The organism is Trinickia sp., assembly GCF_051954495.1.
Classification (GTDB): domain Bacteria; phylum Pseudomonadota; class Gammaproteobacteria; order Burkholderiales; family Burkholderiaceae; genus Trinickia.
Genome location: NZ_JBQCHR010000155.1, coordinates 1 through 18,085, shown reverse-complemented (window position 1 = coordinate 18,085; position 18,085 = coordinate 1). Strand labels below are relative to the sequence as shown.

Genomic DNA, 18,085 nt, shown 5'->3' with positions numbered 1-18,085 from the left:
CGCTTATTTCCCGTATTGTTCGCAGATCTCGTTGACGGCGTCGCATACGCGGGCCACGTCACGCTCGGTCATCAGCGTGAACATCGGCAGTGTGACCGTCGTCGCGCCGAAGCGCTCGGCATGCGGGAACATGCCGGGCGCGAAACCGCGCGCGCGGTAGAGCGTGAACAGATGGATCGCCGGATAATGCACGCCGGAGCCGATGCCGTAGTCGTCATGCAGCTTTTGCATGAACCGAGCGCGATCGATCGTCAACCGTTCCGCGGGCAGCGTTATCTGGAACATGTGCCAATTTCCATTTTCGTAATCGGCCACCGGCAGCCCGATGCCGAGTCGTTGCGCCGCGCCGCCCTCGAACCCCGCGAAGTAGGCGCGCGCCAGCTGCTTGCGCTTTGCGATGAACCGCTCCATGTGGGGCAGCTGGCCCAAGCCCACTCGCGCCGCCACGTCGGTCAGATTGTACTTGCCCCCGAGCACGTCGCAGTCCATGCCGTCGTAGCCCGTGCGCGTGACGCCTTGCAACCGGTACTTGCGTGCGAGTTCGGCTTCCTCTTCGTTGTTGAGCACGAGCGCGCCGCCTTCGATCGAGGTCAGATTCTTGTTCGCATGGAAGCTGAACGACACGATATCGCCGAGTTTGCCGATGCGCTCGCCGCGCCACGTCGCACCGAATGCCTGGGCCGCGTCCTCTACCACCCGCAGCTTGTAGGCGCGCGCGATCTCGTAAAGCCGGTCCATGTCGACGGGCATGCCCGCGAGGAACACGGGAATAATCGCTTTGGTGCGCGGCGTGATCGCTTTTTCGAGGAGGCTCAGGTCGATGTTGCGCGTGACGGGATCGATGTCCACGAACACGGGCGTCGCGCCGACTTCCAAGATGACGTTGGCCGTCGCGACCCACGACGCCGGCGTCGTGATCACTTCGTCGCCGGTTCCGACGCCGGCGATCCTGAGCCCGATCTCGAGCGTTGCCGTGCCGGAATTGAACGTCCGCACCGGGCGCCCGCCGCAAAACGCGGAAAGCTGCTGCTCGAACGCCTGGTTTTGCGGGCCCGTCGTGATCCAGCCCGAGCGCAGCACGTCGGCGACGCCCGCGATCGTCTCCTCGTCGATTTCAGGACGGACGAACGGCAGGAAAGGAAGAGAGTCTTGGGTCATGGACTTCGCTCGAGTACGAGGTGTTGAGTAAGGAGCGGCGCTCCCGGCGCCGCCCGTTTTTATTCGTCGATGCGCCGCTCGTGCGCGCGATCGCTCGGCGCGGTCCTCAACTGCGGGCGAGCACCAGGACGCCGATGAGAATGATGCCGATGCCGACGAGACGCTGCAGGCTCAGCGCCTCGCCGAACAAGTACCATGCCGCGACGGCATTGACCACGTAGCCGAGCGAGAGCATGGGGTAGGCGATCGAGACGTCGACGCGCGACAGCCCGACGATCCAGACGACCACGCTCACGACGTAGCAGGCCAGGCCGCCGATGATCGGCCACTGCATCGCGAGCTTGAAGCCGATCGGCAGAATGTTCGCACGGGTGAATTCGAAGTGTCCAACGGCGTTCACGCCGGCCTTGAGCAGCAACTGCGCGCACGCGTTGAGCGCGACGCCGAACAAGATGCAAAAAAGAGAGATCGGGTTCATCGAGTGAGGGACGGGTAGGCCCGGCTGGGGCGAGGAAGTCGCGTTCATGGCTTTTCGACGACGACGCGTCGTGCGTCGCGCGCGATCACGCGCATCGGCACATTCTGTTTGACGAGGTCCGCATAGCGGCCCGGCGGCATGACCGCGAGCGCGTGCGGGTCGGCCTTCCACCGCTCGATCCATTCGGCGATGGTCGGTACCCATTTGGAGGGCTCTTGCGTCACGCCGAATGTCAGCTCGTCGGGGCTCGCCACCATGATCGTCGTATGGCCGACGTAGAACGGCAGCGTGTGATCGAGCATGCCCACCGAATAGAACGGCGTATCGGCAGGCAGTCGGGCCAATTCCGCCTTGACCGTGGGGGCGAGCAGGGCGCCGGAGCTTTGCCGTCCGAAGACGTCGTGCCCGGTGCCCGCGATCGTGCAAAGCATCACCCAGCCCGCGCCGAACACGAGGGCCGAGGGCAGCACGCCGCGCTGCGAGCGCCGCAGCACGGCGAGCGCGGCCAGCGTCAGCAGCAGGGCGACGCCGATCGCGGCGAATACCCAGACGCGAAACTCGCGGTAGAGCACGTTGGGGGTGCGTGCATCGCCGAAGCGGGCGATGAACATCGCGCCCACGGCCGCGACGACGAGAAACGCGGCATAGCCGATCAGGTGCCGCCGCCACGCGCCGCGAGACACGTGAGGCAGGTAAGCGCCGATCAGCAGCGCGAGGGCGGGCGCGATCGGCAGAACGTACGACACGAGTTTCGAGTGCGAGGCGCTGAAGAACACGAAAATGAAGGCGGACCAGACGACGAGCAGCGTATTCGGCGCGAATCCGTTCAGCTGCCGCGGCTGCGCGAGCGCGTGGCGCAGGCTTTGCCAGGCGATCGACAGCCACGGCAGAATGCCGACGAGCAGCACCCACACGAAGTAGTAGACGGGGCCGGGGCGGTTTTGCGCGGGGGTGAGATAGCGATCGAACTGCTGAACGATGAAGAAGAAGTTGAAGAACTCGGGGTTGCGCTGCTGCACGAGCACGAACCAGGGCGTCGCGATCAGGAAGAAGACGACGAGGCCGCTCGGCAGGTACAGACGCTTCCAGAGCGCCCAATCGCGCTGGATCAGCGAATACAGCACGAGCACGGCGCCCGGCAGGATCAGGCCCACGAGCCCCTTGGAGAGCACCGCGAGCGCCATTGCTCCCCAGCACAGCCACATCCAACGACGCGCCTCGCGCTCGAGTACGCCGACGCGCTGTGCGAGCAGCATCGCGCACAGCGTGAGCTCCATCCAGAACGAGAGCCCCATGTCGAGCGTGTTGAAGTGCCCCATCAACTGCCAGTAGGGCGCGCTGGCGAGCACGAGCGCGGTGGCGAGGCCCGCCGCCGGATTGAACAGCCGAGCGGCGGTATAGCCTGCCACGAGCACGCCGGCGAAGCCGGTCAGCGCCGTATAGAGCCGCGCCTGCCATTCGCCGATGCCGAACCAGGCGAAGGTCAGCGCGTTCATCCACGTTTGCAGCGGCGGCTTCTCGAAGTACTTGTAGCCGTTGTAGCGCGGGGTGATCCAGTCGCCCGTGAGCAGCATCTCGCGGGCCATCTCCGCATAGCGGCCCTCGTCGCTCGGCACGAGATGGCGCCAGCCCAAAGGCACGAACCAGACGAGGGCGAGCGCCACGACGAGCAGTGCGAGCGCAATGCGGCCGATGGGCCATTGCGCGGCAGCGCCCGCGCCGGAGGCGCTCGTCGACTGAACCGCGCCGTCGGCGCGGGAATAACGTTGAAGCGGCATGGATTAGGCTTGAATGTCTATCGGTGTCGGTTCAAGGAGCCGCGCGGGCAGGCTTTTCGGCGCTGGATTCGCCGCGTCGCGGCGATCCTGCGCATGCAGCCCCGCCCACGGCGCGTTCATCGTTCGATGAGCAGCGCCGCTGCCACGCGCCGGCCTTCGGCCATCAAAATGTTGTACGTGCGGCAGGCGGCCATGAAATCCATCGTTTCGACGCCGATGCGCCGCGCCGTGAGGGCGGCGGTCAGACGCGGATGCGGAAAACGAAGACGCGCGCCGCTGCCGAACACGACGACTTCGGGCGCCGCGTCGAGCAGCAGGTCGAAATGTTCGGCGGCCAGCGCGTCGAACGACGACACGGGCCAATCCGCGACGGGCGTGTCCGGCAGCAGCAGGATGCTGCTTTCATGGCGTACGAGGTTGACGTCCACGTAATGGTCGCCGTAAGCGGTCACGGTGTTCAGCGCGCCGCTCGAGTCCTGGTGTAATTTCAAATCGGTTTCCGTGGTTCCATCGGGCGTGGCATGGCCTCGCCGCACCCGCATCGAGGCCGAAAGGGGCTTTCGCGGCAAATGGTGCATTGCGAAAGTCGGCCGAAATCCGCTAAATTATAACTTTTTAGCCGCCCTGCGGCGCCAAGGGCCGGTTCAACGCCGGCCAGGCATCGCGCACGCGCGCGAACGAACCCATCAGTCGCCGCTCGCGCGCCACAAGCGCGCCGTCAATGAGAGCGCGGCCGCGCGTGTTTCCAAGCCGGCGAACCCTCGCCGGCCGGGCGTGGCGATGCTTTCGCGCGTAGGCCGGCTGCCCGTGCGCTCGCCCTAGCGCTTCCCGTCTTTCGGGCTCTCCTCAGGAACTGTGTCCGCCGTGAAACCGATTCTCAAATCGAACAAGCTGCTCAACGTCTGCTACGACATTCGCGGGCCCGTGCTCGAGCACGCGAAGCGTCTGGAGGAAGACGGACATCGCATCATCAAGCTCAATATCGGGAATCTGGCGCCGTTCGGGTTCGATGCGCCCGACGAGATCATTCAGGACATGATCCGCAATCTGTCGGCTTCGTCGGGTTATTCCGATTCGAAAGGCGTGTTCGCCGCGCGCAAGGCGATCATGCATTACTCGCAGCAAAAGGGCGTGGCCGGGGTCGAACTCGACGATATCTATATCGGCAACGGCGCTTCCGAGCTCATCGTGATGGCGATGCAAGCCTTGCTCAACGACGGCGACGAAGTCTTGCTGCCGGCGCCCGACTATCCGCTGTGGACGGCGGCGGTCAGCCTCTCGGGCGGGACGCCCGTGCACTATTTGTGCGACGAATCGAACGCCTGGATGCCCGACCTCGACGACATCCGTGCGAAAATCACGCCCCGCACCCGCGCGCTCGTCGTCATCAACCCCAACAACCCCACCGGGGCGCTGTATTCCGACGAGCTCTTGCTCGATCTGCTCGATATCGCGCGGCAGCACGGCCTGATCGTGTTCGCCGACGAGGTCTACGACAAGATCGTCTACGACGGCAAGAAGCACACGTCGCTAGGCGCGCTGTCCGAGGATGTGCTGACCGTGACGTTCAACAGCCTGTCCAAGAGCTACCGCTCCTGCGGCTATCGCGCGGGCTGGATGTATGTGTCGGGCTTGACGGGCGAGAACCGGCGCCGCGGCAAGGACTACTTCGAGGGGCTCGGCATCCTTGCTTCGATGCGGCTGTGTCCGAACGTTCCGGGGCAGTATGCGATCCAAACGGCGCTCGGGGGCTATCAGAGCATCAACGATCTCATCGGGCCGGGCGGGCGCCTTTACCGGCAGCGCCAAGTCGCCTACGAAATGCTCAATGCGATCCCAGGGGTAAGCTGCGTCAAGCCCGAAGCGGCGTTGTACATGTTCCCTCGGCTCGATCCGAAGATCTACCCGATCGAAGACGATCAGCAATTCATCCTCGATCTGCTGCTCGAGGAACGCGTGCTGCTCGTGCAGGGCTCGGGCTTCAATTGGCCGCGGCCTGACCATTTCCGGGTCGTGTTCCTGCCGAACGTGGACGATCTGACCGATTCGATCAACCGGATCGGGCGCTTCCTCGAAGGCTATCGCAAGCGTCACGGTACCTAGCCGCCTCGAGCCGCCCGCGGCTCGGCGCTCACTTTTTTCACTGATTCAACTCAATAGAACACGCTGCATGGAACCGATCAAAGTAGGCTTGTTGGGCTTCGGCACGGTCGGCAGCGGCACCTTCACGGTGCTGCGCCGCAACCAGGAAGAAATCAAACGTCGCGCGGGCCGCGGGATCGAGGTGGCGCGCATTGCCGTGCGCAATCCCGCCAAGGCGCTCGCCGCGCTTGGCGATTTCGCGGGCGACGTGCAAGTGGGCAGCGACTTCGAAGCGGTCGTCGACGATCCGTCGATCGGCATCATCGGCGAAATGATCGGCGGCACCGGCATCGCTCGCGAACTCGTGCTGCGCGCCATCGCGCGGGGCAAGCATGTCGTGACGGCCAACAAGGCGCTGCTCGCCGTGCACGGCACGGAGATTTTCGAGGCCGCGCGCGCCAAGGGCGTGATGGTGGCCTTCGAGGCGGCGGTAGCCGGCGGCATCCCGATCATCAAGGCTTTGCGCGAAGGGCTCACGGCCAATCGCATTCAATCGATTGCCGGCATCATCAACGGGACGACGAACTACATCCTGTCGGAGATGCGCGAGCGCGGCCTCGATTTCGCGACGGCCCTGAAGGGCGCCCAGGCGCTCGGCTATGCCGAAGCCGATCCGACGTTCGACATCGAAGGCGTGGATGCCGCGCACAAGCTCACGATCATGAGCGCGATCGCCTTCGGCATCCCGATGCAGTTCGATCGTGCCTATATCGAAGGGATCAGCAAGCTTGCCGCCATCGACATCAAGTACGCGGAGGATCTCGGCTACCGCATCAAGCTGCTCGGCATCACGCGCCGCACCGAGCGCGGCATCGAGTTGCGCGTGCACCCCACGCTGATTTCGGCCAAACGCCTGCTCGCCAACGTCGAGGGCGCGATGAACGCCGTGGAGGTGCATGGCGACGCCGTCGGCACGACGCTTTATTACGGCAAGGGCGCGGGCGCCGAGCCGACCGCCTCGGCCGTCGTCGCCGATCTCGTCGACGTCACGCGCCTCGATACGGCCGATCCGGGCCACCGCGTGCCCCATCTCGCGTTCCAGCCGCAGAGCATGTCCGATACGCCGGTGTTGCCGATCGACGAAGTCACGAGCGGCTATTACCTGCGGCTGCGCGTGGCCGACGTCACCGGCGTGCTGGCCGACATCACGCGTATCCTGGCCGACGCAGGCATTTCGATCGATGCACTGCTGCAAAAGGAATCCGAGCAGGTGGACAACCATCGCGAGACCGACGTCGTCATCATCACGCACGATACGCTCGAGAAGAACGTCAACTCGGCGATCGCTCGAATCGAAGCGCTTTCCACGGTCGTTTCGAACGTGACGAAGCTTCGGATCGAAGCCTAGAGCCGAGCGCGTCCCTTACCGAAATCGATCTCACGAAGCCGATCATGAACTACATCTCGACGCGCGGTGCCGGTATCGGCGAGCGCCATACGTTCTCCGACATTTTGCTCACCGGTCTAGCCAAGGACGGCGGCCTTTATCTGCCCAACGAGTATCCGCGGGTCACGGCCGACGAGCTCGCGCGCTGGCGCACGCTGCCGTACGCCGATCTCGCATTCGAAGTCCTCTCGAAGTTCTGCGACGACATTCCCTCCGCCGATCTGCGCGCGCTCACGCAGCGCACCTATCGCGCCGACGTCTACAGCAACGTGCGCACGGGCGAGAATGCGAGCGACATCACACCGCTTACGCCGCTCGGCGTCGAGGGCGGCGCGCAGGTGTCGCTGCTCGCTCTGTCCAACGGGCCGACGCTCGCGTTCAAGGACATGGCGATGCAGTTGCTCGGCAATTTGTTCGAGTACGCCCTCGCCAAGCATGGGCAGACGCTCAACATTCTCGGCGCGACGTCCGGCGACACCGGCAGCGCGGCCGAGTACGCCATGCGCGGCAAGGCCGGCATCCGGGTGTTCATGCTGTCGCCGCATCGCAAGATGAGCGCGTTCCAAACGGCGCAAATGTACAGCCTGCAGGAGCCGAATATCTTTAATCTGGCGATCGAGGGCGTGTTCGACGACTGCCAGGACATCGTCAAGGCCGTCTCCAACGATCACGCGTTCAAGGCGGCGCATCGAATCGGCACGGTCAACTCGATCAACTGGGCGCGCGTCGTGGCGCAGGTCGTCTACTACTTCAAGGGCTATTTCGCGGCGACGCGCTCGAACGACGAGCGCGTTTCGTTCACCGTGCCCTCGGGCAACTTCGGCAACGTCTGCGCGGGGCACATCGCCCGGATGATGGGCCTGCCGATCGACAAGCTCGTGGTCGCCACGAACGAAAACGACGTGCTCGACGAGTTTTTCCGCACGGGCGCCTATCGCGTTCGCGGTTCGGCGCAGACCTACCATACGAGCAGCCCGAGCATGGACATTTCGAAGGCGTCGAATTTCGAGCGCTTCGTATTCGATCTGCTCGGCCGCGATCCGTCGCGCGTGCTGCAACTGTTTCGCGACGTGGAGGAAAAGGGCGGGTTCGATCTCGTCGCGAGCGGCGATTTCGCTCGCGTGCGCGAATTCGGCTTCGTTTCCGGGCGTAGCACGCACGACGATCGGATCGACACGATCCGCGACGTTCATGCGCGCTACGGCCAGATCATCGATACGCATACGGCCGACGGCGTGAAGGTCGCACGCGAGCATCTCACCGCGGGTGTGCCGATGGTCGTGCTGGAAACGGCGCAGCCGATCAAGTTCGGCGAGTCGATTCGCGAGGCGCTCGGGCGCGACCCGCAGCGGCCCGCGGCATTCGACGGGATCGAATCGCTGCCGCAGCGCTTCGAAGTGCTGCCCGCCGACGCATCGAGCGTGAAAGCGTTCATCTCGGCGCATACGGCCGACTAAGGTACGGCATGGTCCAGCGGGGCGACCGAAGCGGCCCGGCCGGTCGACGGCCGAACAAGCGGCCGGCCGGCGTGCGGCCTTTTGCCCCGCTAGGGCCCCGCCGCGATGCCGCGGTTCCCCACCCGCGCATGCCGGAGCGGCGGCGGCTCGCTACAATAAGGGTTTTCGCAGCGAGAATCGCTCGTCGATGCCCACGCCCACCCAATCTCCCCTGCGCGCGCCGCTGTTGTCCACGGCGGATGCGCTTGCCGCGCTGCTGGCAGCGGCGCAGCGCGTTGCCGAAACCGAATCTGTCGCGACGCTCGATGCGCTCGGACGTGTGTTGGCCTCCGACGTCATATCGGAGCTAGACGTGCCGCCCGTGCACACGAGCGCGATGGACGGCTATGCGGTGCGCGTGGCCGATCTGGCGCATGGCGAGCGTCGGTTGCCCGTCTCGCAGCGCGTGCCGGCGGGACAATCGCCGCAGCCGCTGGCCGAAGGAACGGCGGCGCGCATCTTCACCGGCGCGCCCGTGCCGCCCGGCGCCGACGCCGTCGTCATGCAAGAGCAGACCGAATCCGACGGCGATGCCGTCTCGATTCTGCATACGCCCAAAGCCGGCGAATGGATTACCCCGCAAGGCGCGGATATTCGCCGCGGCGCGGTCATTCTGCCGGCCGGTACGCGGCTGTCGCCGCAAGCGCTAGGGCTCGCGGCGTCGATCGGCTGCGCGCGGCTTTCCGTTACACGGCGCTTGAAGGTCGCGGTGTTCTTCACGGGCGACGAACTGACGATGCCCGGCGAACCGCTCGCGCCAGGCGGCATCTACAACTCGAATCGCTTTACGCTGCGCGCGCTGTTGACGCGTCTGAACTGCGAGGTCACCGATCTTGGCATCGTCCCCGACCGCTTCGATGCGACGCGGGCGGCCTTGGCCGACGCGGCGCGGGAGCACGATCTGATCTTGACATCGGGCGGTGTGTCGGTCGGCGAAGAGGATCACGTGAAACCGGCCGTCGAGTCGTCGGGGCGCCTCGCGCTCTGGCAAATCGCGATGAAACCAGGGAAGCCGCTCGCGTTCGGCGCCGTGCGCCGAACAGATCAAGGCGAACGGGGCCGGGAAGCTTACTTCATCGGCTTGCCGGGCAACCCGGTATCGAGCTTCGTGACGTTCTTGCTTTTCGTGCGGCCGTTCCTGTTGCGTTTGTCCGGGGTCGCGGACGTCGCCCCGCGCGCCGTTTCGCTGCGGGCCGATTTCACGCAAGCGAAGGCCGATCGCCGCAACGAGTTCCTGCGCGCGCGCATCAACGCCGCGGGCGGGCTCGAGCTGTTCGCGAACCAGAGTTCCGCCGTGCTGACTTCCACGGTTTGGGGCGACGGTCTCATCGACAATCCGCCGAACCACGCGATCAGCGCGGGCGAAACCGTGCGGTTTCTCCCGTTTGCCGAATTGCTCGGCTGACGGCCCACTCGATCGGCAATCCGACATGAAAATAGAGCTCAGGTATTTTGCCAGCGTGCGCGAGGCGTTGGGCGTCGCGCAGGAAGCCGTGGAGGTGCCCGACGGCGTGGCGACTGTCGGGGACGTGCGCGTCTGGTTGCGCACGCGCGGCGGCGCATGGAGCGAAACGCTCGCCGAGGGGCGCGCGTTGCGCATGGCCTGCAATCACACGATGACGGACGCGGCCACGCGCCTCACCGACGGTTGCGAAGTGGCGTTCTTCCCGCCCGTCACGGGCGGTTGACGCGCGCCGTGGCGTCCCATTGATCGATCGGAGCACGTTATGACCGTCCGCGTTCAAACAGAAGATTTCGACTTGTCGACCGAAATCGCCGCATTGCGGGCTGAAGACCCGAAAGTCGGCGCGGTCGTGGCGTTCGTCGGTACGGTGCGCGATCTGAACGATGGGGAAGACGTGGCCGCCATGGAACTCGAGCACTACCCGGGTATGACCGAAAAAGCGCTTGAGGCGATCGTCGATGCGGCGAAGCAGCGTTGGGCCGGCTGCAAGGTGCTGATCGTGCACCGTGTCGGCAAGCTTCTTCCACGCGATCAGATCGTTTTGGCCGCCGCCACCTCGCCGCATCGGCACTTCGCGTTCGAGGCCTGTGCGTTCGTCATGGACTATTTGAAGACGCAGGCGCCGTTTTGGAAAAAAGAAACGACCCCGAGCGGCGAGCGCTGGGTCGATGCGCGTGTGTCTGACGACGCGGCGCTCGCGAGATGGGGCGTGGCGGCCGGGAATGCGACGCCGAGCGACGAGTGATGAATCGGCCTTCCGAACGTGACGCGTTCAGTCGGCGCCGTCCTCGTTCGTCTCGCCGGCCGAGCGGCCGATGATCTTGGCGGGAAACGGCTCGCGCCGGCGCTCCGCGTTGCCATGACCGTGCGCGTCGTCGCTCGGGCCGCGCTTGGGCGCGATACGCTCCAACAGCGCTTGCTGTTCGGGCGGGATCGTATAGTCCCAGCCGAAACGGCTCAATTGCAGACTTTGAGCGATTCGTAGCGCCGGCTCCATGAAGCGCACGGCCGCGGCCGGTTCGTAGCGGTCGCACACCGTGTCGAGAAACAAATGCAGCCACCGGCTGAAATGGCGCGGCTCGACGCCTTCTAGCGGCTGGTGCGCCTGCTGCACGTTGCCGCGGTAGCGCTTGTCGCCGAGCACGAGACTGCCCCAAAACGTGCACATCTTCGGTAGGTGGGTGTCCCAACGGCCTTCCAGCACCGAATCGAAAACAGGGCCGAGCAGCGGGTCGGCCCGCACGCGATCGTAAAAGGCATACACGAGCTCGCGGATATTGGCTTCGCTCGGTTCGTGATAGCGTGCGGGGGGCGTTCCGGCCCCGGTATTCATAGAGGTAGACATCGAATGACAGTATTGCGCTGGGCTTGCGGCCGGTTCTGCCGCACACTCTCGCGCAAGCGAACGAATTGATCGGGAAACACATAGCGGCGCGGCAGTCGCCATACCTGCGCGCCAAATGCATGTTATGGTCGAGACGCCCACTATACAACCCTTTACCCGGCGCGGTTTTGCCGATGGACACGATCCGTCGCATGTTCGCGCGCCGGGCCCCAATCGAGCCGCGAACCGCCGATGAGACTCACCGACTACACCGACTATGCCTTGCGAGTGCTGCTGTACTTGGCGGTACGCGAGGAAGGCCTGACGACGATTCACGACATTTCCGAAGCTTATGGAATATCGAAAAACCATCTCATGAAGGTCGTGCAGCGGCTCGGCGAACTGGGTTGGATCGATACGGTTCGCGGCCGGCACGGCGGCCTGCGTCTCAATGAACGCTCGCTCGGCTTGACGATCGGTGAAGTCGTGCGCGGGACGGAGGGGGATTTCGCGATCGTCGGATGCTTTCCGCGCGAGGGCGCCGAGCCGCGAACCTGCGTCATAGAGCCGCAGTGCCGCCTCAAGCACGTGTTCGAGTCGGCTCGCGGCGCATTCCTTGCGGAACTGGATCGCCATACGCTCGGGGAACTGGCCAGCCCGGCGACGCCGCTGGCCGCTTTGCTCGGACTTCCGGCCATGCCTGCCGGCGCACAGGCTCGGTCCGTGGTGCCGATCTCGCCCGCCTAGGCGGGGTCGCGGGCTGGCGATGCCGTGCGCCAGGCCGCGGCCAATGTGGTCGGCCGCGCATGGGCGCATGTAAATCGCAAAGAAACCGCTTGAAACGAGCGAAGAGCGCCTCATTTTGGTGATAGTTAAAAGTTGGAGGTCTCTTCATGAGAATCGACAAGCTCACCACCAAATTCCAAGAAGCGCTCGCCGATGCCCAAAGCCTCGCCGTCGGCCGGGGGCAGCAATATATCGAACCGGTCCACGTTCTGGCGGCGCTCGTCGCGCAGCAGGACGGCTCGGCGCGCTCGCTGCTCTCGCGTGCGGGCGTGCACGTGCAGGCGCTGCAAACGGCGCTGAACGACGCCATCGCACGCCTACCGCAGGTCCAGGGGACCGACGGCAACGTGCAAGTGAGCCGGGAGCTGAACGGCTTGCTCAATCAGGCCGACAAAGAAGCGCAGCAGTTGAACGACACCTACATCGCGAGCGAAATGTTCTTGCTCGCCGTCGCGGACGACAAGGGCGAGGCCGGGCGTCTCGCGAGCCAGTACGGTCTCACGCGCAAGGCACTGGAAACGGCGATCGCGGCCGTTCGCGGCGGCGCGCAAGTGCATAGCGCCGATGCCGAAAGCCAGCGCGAGGCGCTTAAAAAGTACACGATCGATCTGACCGAGCGTGCGCGGGCCGGCAAGCTCGACCCGGTGATCGGGCGCGACGATGAAATCCGTCGTTCTATCCAGATCCTGCAGCGTCGTACCAAGAACAATCCCGTCCTGATCGGCGAACCGGGAGTGGGCAAAACCGCGATCGTCGAAGGGCTCGCGCAGCGCATCGTCAACGGCGAGGTGCCCGAGTCGCTCAAGAGCAAGCGCGTGCTGTCGCTCGACATGGCTGGGCTGCTCGCGGGAGCGAAATACCGCGGCGAATTCGAGGAGCGGCTCAAAGCCGTCCTGCACGATATCGCGAAGGACGAAGGCCAGACGATCGTCTTCATCGACGAAATCCATACGATGGTCGGCGCGGGTAAAGCCGAAGGCGCGATGGACGCGGGCAATATGCTCAAACCGGCGCTGGCGCGCGGCGAGCTGCATTGCATCGGTGCGACGACGCTCGATGAATATCGCAAGTACATCGAAAAAGATGCCGCCCTCGAGCGACGCTTCCAGAAGGTGCTCGTCGACGAGCCTTCGGTCGAGGCGACGATCGCGATTTTGCGCGGCTTGCAGGAGAAATACGAACTGCACCATGGCGTAGAGATCACCGACCCGGCCATCGTGGCCGCGGCGGAGCTCTCGCACCGGTACATCACGGATCGCTTCCTGCCCGACAAGGCCATCGATCTGATCGATGAGGCCGCTTCGAAGATCAAGATGGAGATCGATTCCAAGCCGGAAGAGATGGACCGGCTCGATCGCCGCTTGATTCAATTGAAGATCGAGCGCGAAGCCGTGAAGAAGGAGAAAGATGAAGCCTCGCAGAAGCGGCTGCAACTGATCGAGGAGGAAATCGATCGGCTGAACCGCGAGTATTCCGATCTCGAGGAGATCTGGACAGCGGAAAAAGCCGCGGTGCAGGGCAGTGCGCAGCTGAAAGAAGAGATCGAGAAGACGCGCGCCGAAATCACGCGGCTGCAGCGCGAGGGCAAGCTCGAGAAAGTCGCCGAACTGCAATACGGCAAGCTGCCCGAGCTCGAGGCGCGCTTGAAGCAAGTGACGCAGGCAGAGGCTAAGGAACAGAACAATCCGACGCGTCCGCGCCTCCTGCGCACGCAAGTGGGCGCCGAGGAAATCGCGGAGGTCGTGTCGCGCGCGACGGGCATCCCTGTTTCGCGGATGATGCAAGGCGAGCGCGAAAAGCTGCTGCAGATCGAAGACAAGCTGCACGAGCGCGTGATTGGACAGGACGAGGCGATCTCGGCCGTGGCCGACGCGATCCGCCGCTCGCGCGCGGGCTTGGCCGATCCGAACCGGCCTTACGGTTCGTTCCTGTTCCTCGGGCCGACGGGTGTCGGCAAGACGGAGCTGTGCAAGGCGCTGGCCTCGTTCCTGTTCGATTCGGAAGAGCATCTGATCCGCATCGACATGAGCGAGTTCATGGAAAAGCACAGCGTGGCGCGGCTGATCGGCGCGCCGCCGGGCTACATCGGCTATGAGGAGGGCGGCTATCTGACCGAGGCGGTGCGTCGTAAGCCATACAGCGTGATCCTGCTCGACGAAATCGAGAAGGCGCACCCGGACGTCTTCAACGTGCTGCTGCAGGTGCTCGACGACGGCCGCATGACGGACGGCCAGGGACGTACGGTCGACTTCAAGAACACTGTCATCGTGATGACGTCGAACTTGGGTTCGCAGATGATTCAGGCGATGACGGGAGAGCCGCAGGAAGCGGTGCGCGAAGCGGTGTGGTCGGAGGTCAAGCTGCATTTCCGCCCGGAATTCTTGAATCGGATCGACGAAGTCGTCGTGTTCCATGCGCTCGATCGCAGCAACATCGAATCGATCGCGAAGATTCAGTTGCAGCGTTTGCATGAGCGGCTCGAAAAGCTCGATATGCAACTGCTCGTCTCCGATGCCGCGCTCGAGGCGATCGCGAAGGTCGGCTACGATCCGCTGTTCGGCGCGCGTCCGCTCAAGCGTGCGATCCAGCAGGAAATCGAGAACCCGGTGGCCAAGCTGATCCTCGCCGGGCGGTTCGGGCCCAAGGACGTCATTCCGGTGGAGGTCGAGGACGGCACATTCGTCTTCGAGCGCGTCGTGCATTGACGTCCCTATGCCGAGCCGCGCTAGCGTGCTGCCGGCGCGGCGGGCCCGCGGTCTTTGCTAATCGCGCGCCAGTATAGGAACAGGCCGCCGCCGGCCACGGCGAGGCTGGCCGCGCTGGCGGCCCAGAAGCCGCGCGCGCCGGTCAGCCAAAGCGGCGCCGTCCCGCCGACATCGAAGCCGAGCAGATAGCCGCCGCCTAGCCCGACACCCCACAGCGCGACCGCATAGATGACGGTGGGTACGACTGCCACCTTATACGCGCGCAATACGAAGGCCGTTACCGTTTGGAAGGTGTCGAAGATGTGATAGACGAGCATGATCGGCAGGAGCGGCATCGCGGCGGCGATGACGGCGGCATTGGTCGTGTAGCCGGCCAAGATCTCGGGCCGCAGCGCGAACGCGAGCGCCGCATAGCCGAGGCCGATCGCGCAGGCCAGCGCGATGCCATGCATGGCGAGCGTGCGCGCCGCGGCGTCGCGGTGTGCGCCGAGCGCTTGCGCGACGAGGGTCGAGGTGGCGACGCCGATCGACATCGGCGTCATGTAGAGCACGGCGCCGAAATTCCCTGTGATCTGGTGGCCGGCGAGTGTCGTCGTGCCGAAGCGCGCGATGAACAGCGCCATGAAAGTGTACGACGTCACCTCGATCAAGAACGAGAGACCCATCGGTACCCCGAGCTTGAGTAGGGCGAGTTGTCGCCGCCGCTCGGGCCAGCAAAAGTGCTTGAACGTCTCGAACGGCGCGAAGAAGTCGAGCTTCGAAAGCAGCGTCAAGCCGATCGCGGCGAGCGCCCAGTTGATGGCCGTGCTTGCCAACGCACAGCCGGGGCCGCCCAGCGCGGGTATGCCCAGACCGCCGAAAATGAACCAGAAATTGAGCGGGATTTTGACGAGCAGCGCGCCTACCTGGAGCACCATGACGAGGCGAGGCTTGCCGACGCCGTTGGCGAGCGCGGTATAGACACGAAACGCCAGACTCGCGGGTAGGCCGAACGCCGCGATGCGCAAATAGGCCTCGGTACGCTCGTGCAGCGCAGCAGGAACGTGCGAAATGGCGAGCAGCGGCCCGGGGAAAAACATCACGATGAACCCGAGCACCGCGAGCCCCGCCGAAAGCCACAGCCCTTGACGGATCTCCTCGCCGATTTCCGTGTAGCGTCGCGCACCGAACAACTGTCCGCAGATCGGCTGCAAGGCCAGCACCACGCCCGTCAAGCCGACGAAAACTGAGACATAGACGGACGAGCCCAGTCCGAGCGCAGCGAGATCGACGGCGGAAAAGCGGCCGACCATGACGGTATCCATCACGCCGAACGCGATGATGGCGAGTTGCCCGATAAGGACCGGCCAGGCGAGGGCGGCAATCTTGCGGATGTCAGTGAACATAATTTTGGGATGGAGAGGTTCGCCTTCGTGCCGTCGTCGTAGCTGTCGTTCGTAGGTTTCTTCTCGGGGCGCCACGGACTTCTCGTTCTTTGACCTGCTAGCGTTGGGCGCACCGGCCGAATGCGTTGCTACGCTTGACCGGCGATTGTCCTATTTTTTCGTAAATGCTCCCAGTTGCACATCGGCTGACTTAAATTTTGTCCTCCTTTCAAACGTGGAGGGCACAGTGATCATGAGAAAGATTGCGTCGACCCAGTCGACGCCGCACCAGTCGCCGGTCAGCGCTCGAAGAGCGCGGCCATCAATGAAGAGCGCGCAGATAGCGATATTGCTTACGTGCACGATGCACTGCTCCCATGCGGGTGCGGTGGGTACCTTTAGTCGGGCGTGCAGATTCGATCAAATACCCATGGGCTGCAAGCAATAGCGGCGACCTTCTTCGTGCTATTGGGGGCCCCAGCGTGGGTGCGCGAACTCCCCAATCACCGAGAAAAGGAGAAGTATTGGGTGTTGGAATCGATCACGACCGACTACCTGAGCAGCCGGTTCTACCTCGGCGCACGACACAGCGTTTATCAGTGGCATCAGGGAAATTACAGCGGTTGGTTGCAAAAAACGAAACGAGACTCAGGCCTTGCTCGAGATCTCTTGGATCGTTCAGTGTTGACTGACGATAAGTTCAAGATTTTCACGAAGAACAGAGGAGTCCTTTTTAGCGCCAGGGCAGGGTCGCCGAATATTGTTGAGCGAACAGATCAGATAGCGGGCGCCAATCCATGGATCAACCGCTGGCGCGTCGTCGGACAGCATTATTACTACGACCCTGATCGGAAGGTGGAGGTCGTGGCGGGCCAGACTGTAGCCGAGGACTGCAATTTGACGGAAGGATGGCCCAGACCATGAAGCTAATTTTCATGTCGTTCATAGTGATAGGCGTGGTCGGGTGCCATTCCGGTGATCAGGTGAGTGTCCGAGATCGTGCGATGGGCGAGATGGCGGCAGTCATGGAAGCCGCGAGCGCGTTGGTCGTGATCGCTCCCGCGAGTTCGCCCTCACAACGTGCTGTTCTGCAGGAAAACCTGGTCAAAAGAATGGCTACGTACGACGTCTTGTCAGCGTCCGCGGAGAAGCTGAACTTGCTTCAGGAGGCCAGAGCCGTTATGCCGACTGTTTCGAAGGACAACGCGCTCGGGTCCGTCGAGTTGGAGCGGATCATAAAGCGTACTGCCAATCTGACATCGGTTGGGGCGGAAGCACTAGGCCGATTGCCCGATATGGGGAGGCGCGATTCTGTATTGTTCAAGCTGCCAACGGGAAAACTCGGCATGCTTTCCGTATGGGATTACAGAGAGGATCAAGGAAAGCTTTTTGCGATTGAGGACGCGTTGAGGTTTGAGGTAGCCGGTACGCGCGCTTCGTTATCGCTTTCGCAGCGTCCGAAAGATAACCGGCGTCTCTGGGTGGTGGGATGGATCACAGATTCGGAGGACTACACGCTCTATCTAGAGGATGCAGCAACCACCGACGGCAGCACATTTTGGAACCCGAACTCCATCCGAGCGCTGGCTGAGGAAATGACCCGGTAAATTTCGTTGCCTCGCCATCGAGATACCGCAAAGACCGCGCTTGCCGATCCGAAGCTCGCGCGGTCCGCCTTCCTATCCGGTTTCAATGCCGTCGAACGGCGCGCGTATGCCGCCGCTCTACCTTTGGGACTGGCCTATCCACTCTCACATAAAGCCGAAAGCGTTCGTCGCGGTCGGCCGCGCGTCGGCCTTCCCAAACAAGCTTCCAAGCGTAGTTCAGCATCGGGCTCGGCGCACTGAAATCGGCGGAGTCGTGTCGCAGCAGCACGTCGCAGTCGTCGCTGAACGAAAACTGCATGTCGGCGAAATAAGCGAACGACGCGAGCTGCGCATCGCCGAGGCGAACCGGCGAGATGCAAGTGTAGTCGTCGGGCAAGTGCTCGGCGATTTGCATG

The 18,085-nt window shown here is 63.8% G+C and carries 16 protein-coding genes and 1 pseudogene; 10 read left to right on the top strand and 7 right to left on the bottom strand.

The genetic code is table 11. The features are described from left to right. Nucleotides 1-3: 3 nt before the first annotated feature. The 4 genes from ACTHNR_RS21180 to ACTHNR_RS21165 all read right to left on the bottom strand — a co-directional run bounded on the left by ACTHNR_RS21180 (nucleotide 4) and on the right by ACTHNR_RS21165 (nucleotide 3,905). The gene (locus ACTHNR_RS21180) at nucleotides 4-1,158 is read right to left on the bottom strand and encodes a DegT/DnrJ/EryC1/StrS family aminotransferase (RefSeq protein ID WP_440549657.1); all 1,155 of its coding nucleotides are present in this window, start codon (nucleotides 1,156-1,158) and stop codon (nucleotides 4-6) included. A 106-nt stretch (nucleotides 1,159-1,264) separates the two neighbouring features. Beyond that, the gene (locus ACTHNR_RS21175) at nucleotides 1,265-1,636 is read right to left on the bottom strand and encodes a DMT family transporter (protein WP_440549695.1); all 372 of its coding nucleotides are present in this window, start codon (nucleotides 1,634-1,636) and stop codon (nucleotides 1,265-1,267) included. A 44-nt stretch (nucleotides 1,637-1,680) separates the two neighbouring features. Then, complete coding sequence (locus ACTHNR_RS21170; RefSeq protein WP_440549655.1) at nucleotides 1,681-3,414, bottom strand: glycosyltransferase family 39 protein; 1,734 nt, start codon at nucleotides 3,412-3,414, stop codon at nucleotides 1,681-1,683. 116 nt (nucleotides 3,415-3,530) lie between these two features. After that, nucleotides 3,531-3,905, bottom strand: coding sequence for an Mth938-like domain-containing protein (locus ACTHNR_RS21165; RefSeq protein ID WP_440549652.1), 375 nt, complete (start codon nucleotides 3,903-3,905; stop codon nucleotides 3,531-3,533). A 364-nt stretch (nucleotides 3,906-4,269) separates the two neighbouring features. Here ACTHNR_RS21165 and ACTHNR_RS21160 point away from each other — a divergent pair, with 364 nt between their 5' ends. From ACTHNR_RS21160 to moaE, 6 genes are all read left to right on the top strand, one after another. After that, complete coding sequence (locus ACTHNR_RS21160) at nucleotides 4,270-5,517, top strand: pyridoxal phosphate-dependent aminotransferase (protein ID WP_440549650.1); 1,248 nt, start codon at nucleotides 4,270-4,272, stop codon at nucleotides 5,515-5,517. Between the two features lie 67 nt (nucleotides 5,518-5,584). Further along, on the top strand, nucleotides 5,585-6,904 hold the full coding sequence (locus ACTHNR_RS21155) for a homoserine dehydrogenase (protein ID WP_440549648.1): 1,320 nt from the start codon (nucleotides 5,585-5,587) through the stop codon (nucleotides 6,902-6,904). Nucleotides 6,905-6,948: 44 nt separating this feature from the next. Continuing rightward, on the top strand, nucleotides 6,949-8,400 hold the full coding sequence (gene thrC / locus ACTHNR_RS21150) for a threonine synthase (protein ID WP_440549645.1): 1,452 nt from the start codon (nucleotides 6,949-6,951) through the stop codon (nucleotides 8,398-8,400). A gap of 187 nt (nucleotides 8,401-8,587) precedes the next feature. Next, a complete protein-coding gene (locus ACTHNR_RS21145) occupies nucleotides 8,588-9,844 on the top strand; it encodes a molybdopterin molybdotransferase MoeA (protein WP_440549642.1) in 1,257 nt (418 codons plus the stop codon). Nucleotides 9,845-9,869: 25 nt separating this feature from the next. After that, a complete protein-coding gene (gene moaD, locus ACTHNR_RS21140) occupies nucleotides 9,870-10,127 on the top strand; it encodes a molybdopterin converting factor subunit 1 (RefSeq protein ID WP_440549639.1) in 258 nt (85 codons plus the stop codon). Between the two features lie 39 nt (nucleotides 10,128-10,166). Then, a complete protein-coding gene (moaE, locus tag ACTHNR_RS21135) occupies nucleotides 10,167-10,649 on the top strand; it encodes a molybdopterin synthase catalytic subunit MoaE (protein ID WP_440549636.1) in 483 nt (160 codons plus the stop codon). A gap of 27 nt (nucleotides 10,650-10,676) precedes the next feature. Here the strand turns inward: moaE and ACTHNR_RS21130 are convergent, their stop codons facing one another. After that, nucleotides 10,677-11,237 carry a group III truncated hemoglobin gene (locus ACTHNR_RS21130; RefSeq protein ID WP_440549633.1) on the bottom strand — a complete coding sequence of 187 codons (561 nt, stop codon included), beginning with the start codon at nucleotides 11,235-11,237 and terminating at the stop codon, nucleotides 10,677-10,679. A 243-nt stretch (nucleotides 11,238-11,480) separates the two neighbouring features. On the opposite strand from ACTHNR_RS21130, the gene ACTHNR_RS21125 reads away from it, so the two are divergent. After that, entirely contained in the window at nucleotides 11,481-11,975 is a 495-nt protein-coding gene (locus ACTHNR_RS21125; protein WP_440549630.1) for an Rrf2 family transcriptional regulator, read from the top strand. A 146-nt stretch (nucleotides 11,976-12,121) separates the two neighbouring features. Further along, nucleotides 12,122-14,719: an ATP-dependent chaperone ClpB gene (gene clpB, locus ACTHNR_RS21120; protein ID WP_440549627.1), complete on the top strand. Its 2,598-nt coding sequence runs from the start codon at nucleotides 12,122-12,124 to the stop codon at nucleotides 14,717-14,719. 20 nt (nucleotides 14,720-14,739) lie between these two features. On the opposite strand, the gene ACTHNR_RS21115 is transcribed toward clpB, so the two are convergent. Continuing rightward, a complete protein-coding gene (locus ACTHNR_RS21115; protein ID WP_440549625.1) occupies nucleotides 14,740-16,104 on the bottom strand; it encodes an MATE family efflux transporter in 1,365 nt (454 codons plus the stop codon). Between the two features lie 507 nt (nucleotides 16,105-16,611). Between ACTHNR_RS21115 and ACTHNR_RS21110 the strand changes: the two genes are divergently transcribed. Both ACTHNR_RS21110 and ACTHNR_RS21105 read left to right on the top strand, forming a co-directional pair. Continuing rightward, complete coding sequence (locus ACTHNR_RS21110; RefSeq protein ID WP_440549623.1) at nucleotides 16,612-17,007, top strand: hypothetical protein; 396 nt, start codon at nucleotides 16,612-16,614, stop codon at nucleotides 17,005-17,007. Continuing rightward, complete coding sequence (locus tag ACTHNR_RS21105) at nucleotides 17,004-17,690, top strand: hypothetical protein (protein WP_440549621.1); 687 nt, start codon at nucleotides 17,004-17,006, stop codon at nucleotides 17,688-17,690. The genes ACTHNR_RS21110 and ACTHNR_RS21105 overlap by 4 nt, the downstream gene beginning before the upstream one ends. A gap of 82 nt (nucleotides 17,691-17,772) precedes the next feature. Here ACTHNR_RS21105 and ACTHNR_RS21100 read toward each other — a convergent pair. Beyond that, a pseudogene (locus tag ACTHNR_RS21100) lies at nucleotides 17,773-18,085 on the bottom strand (glycosyltransferase family 39 protein); the annotation flags it as partial.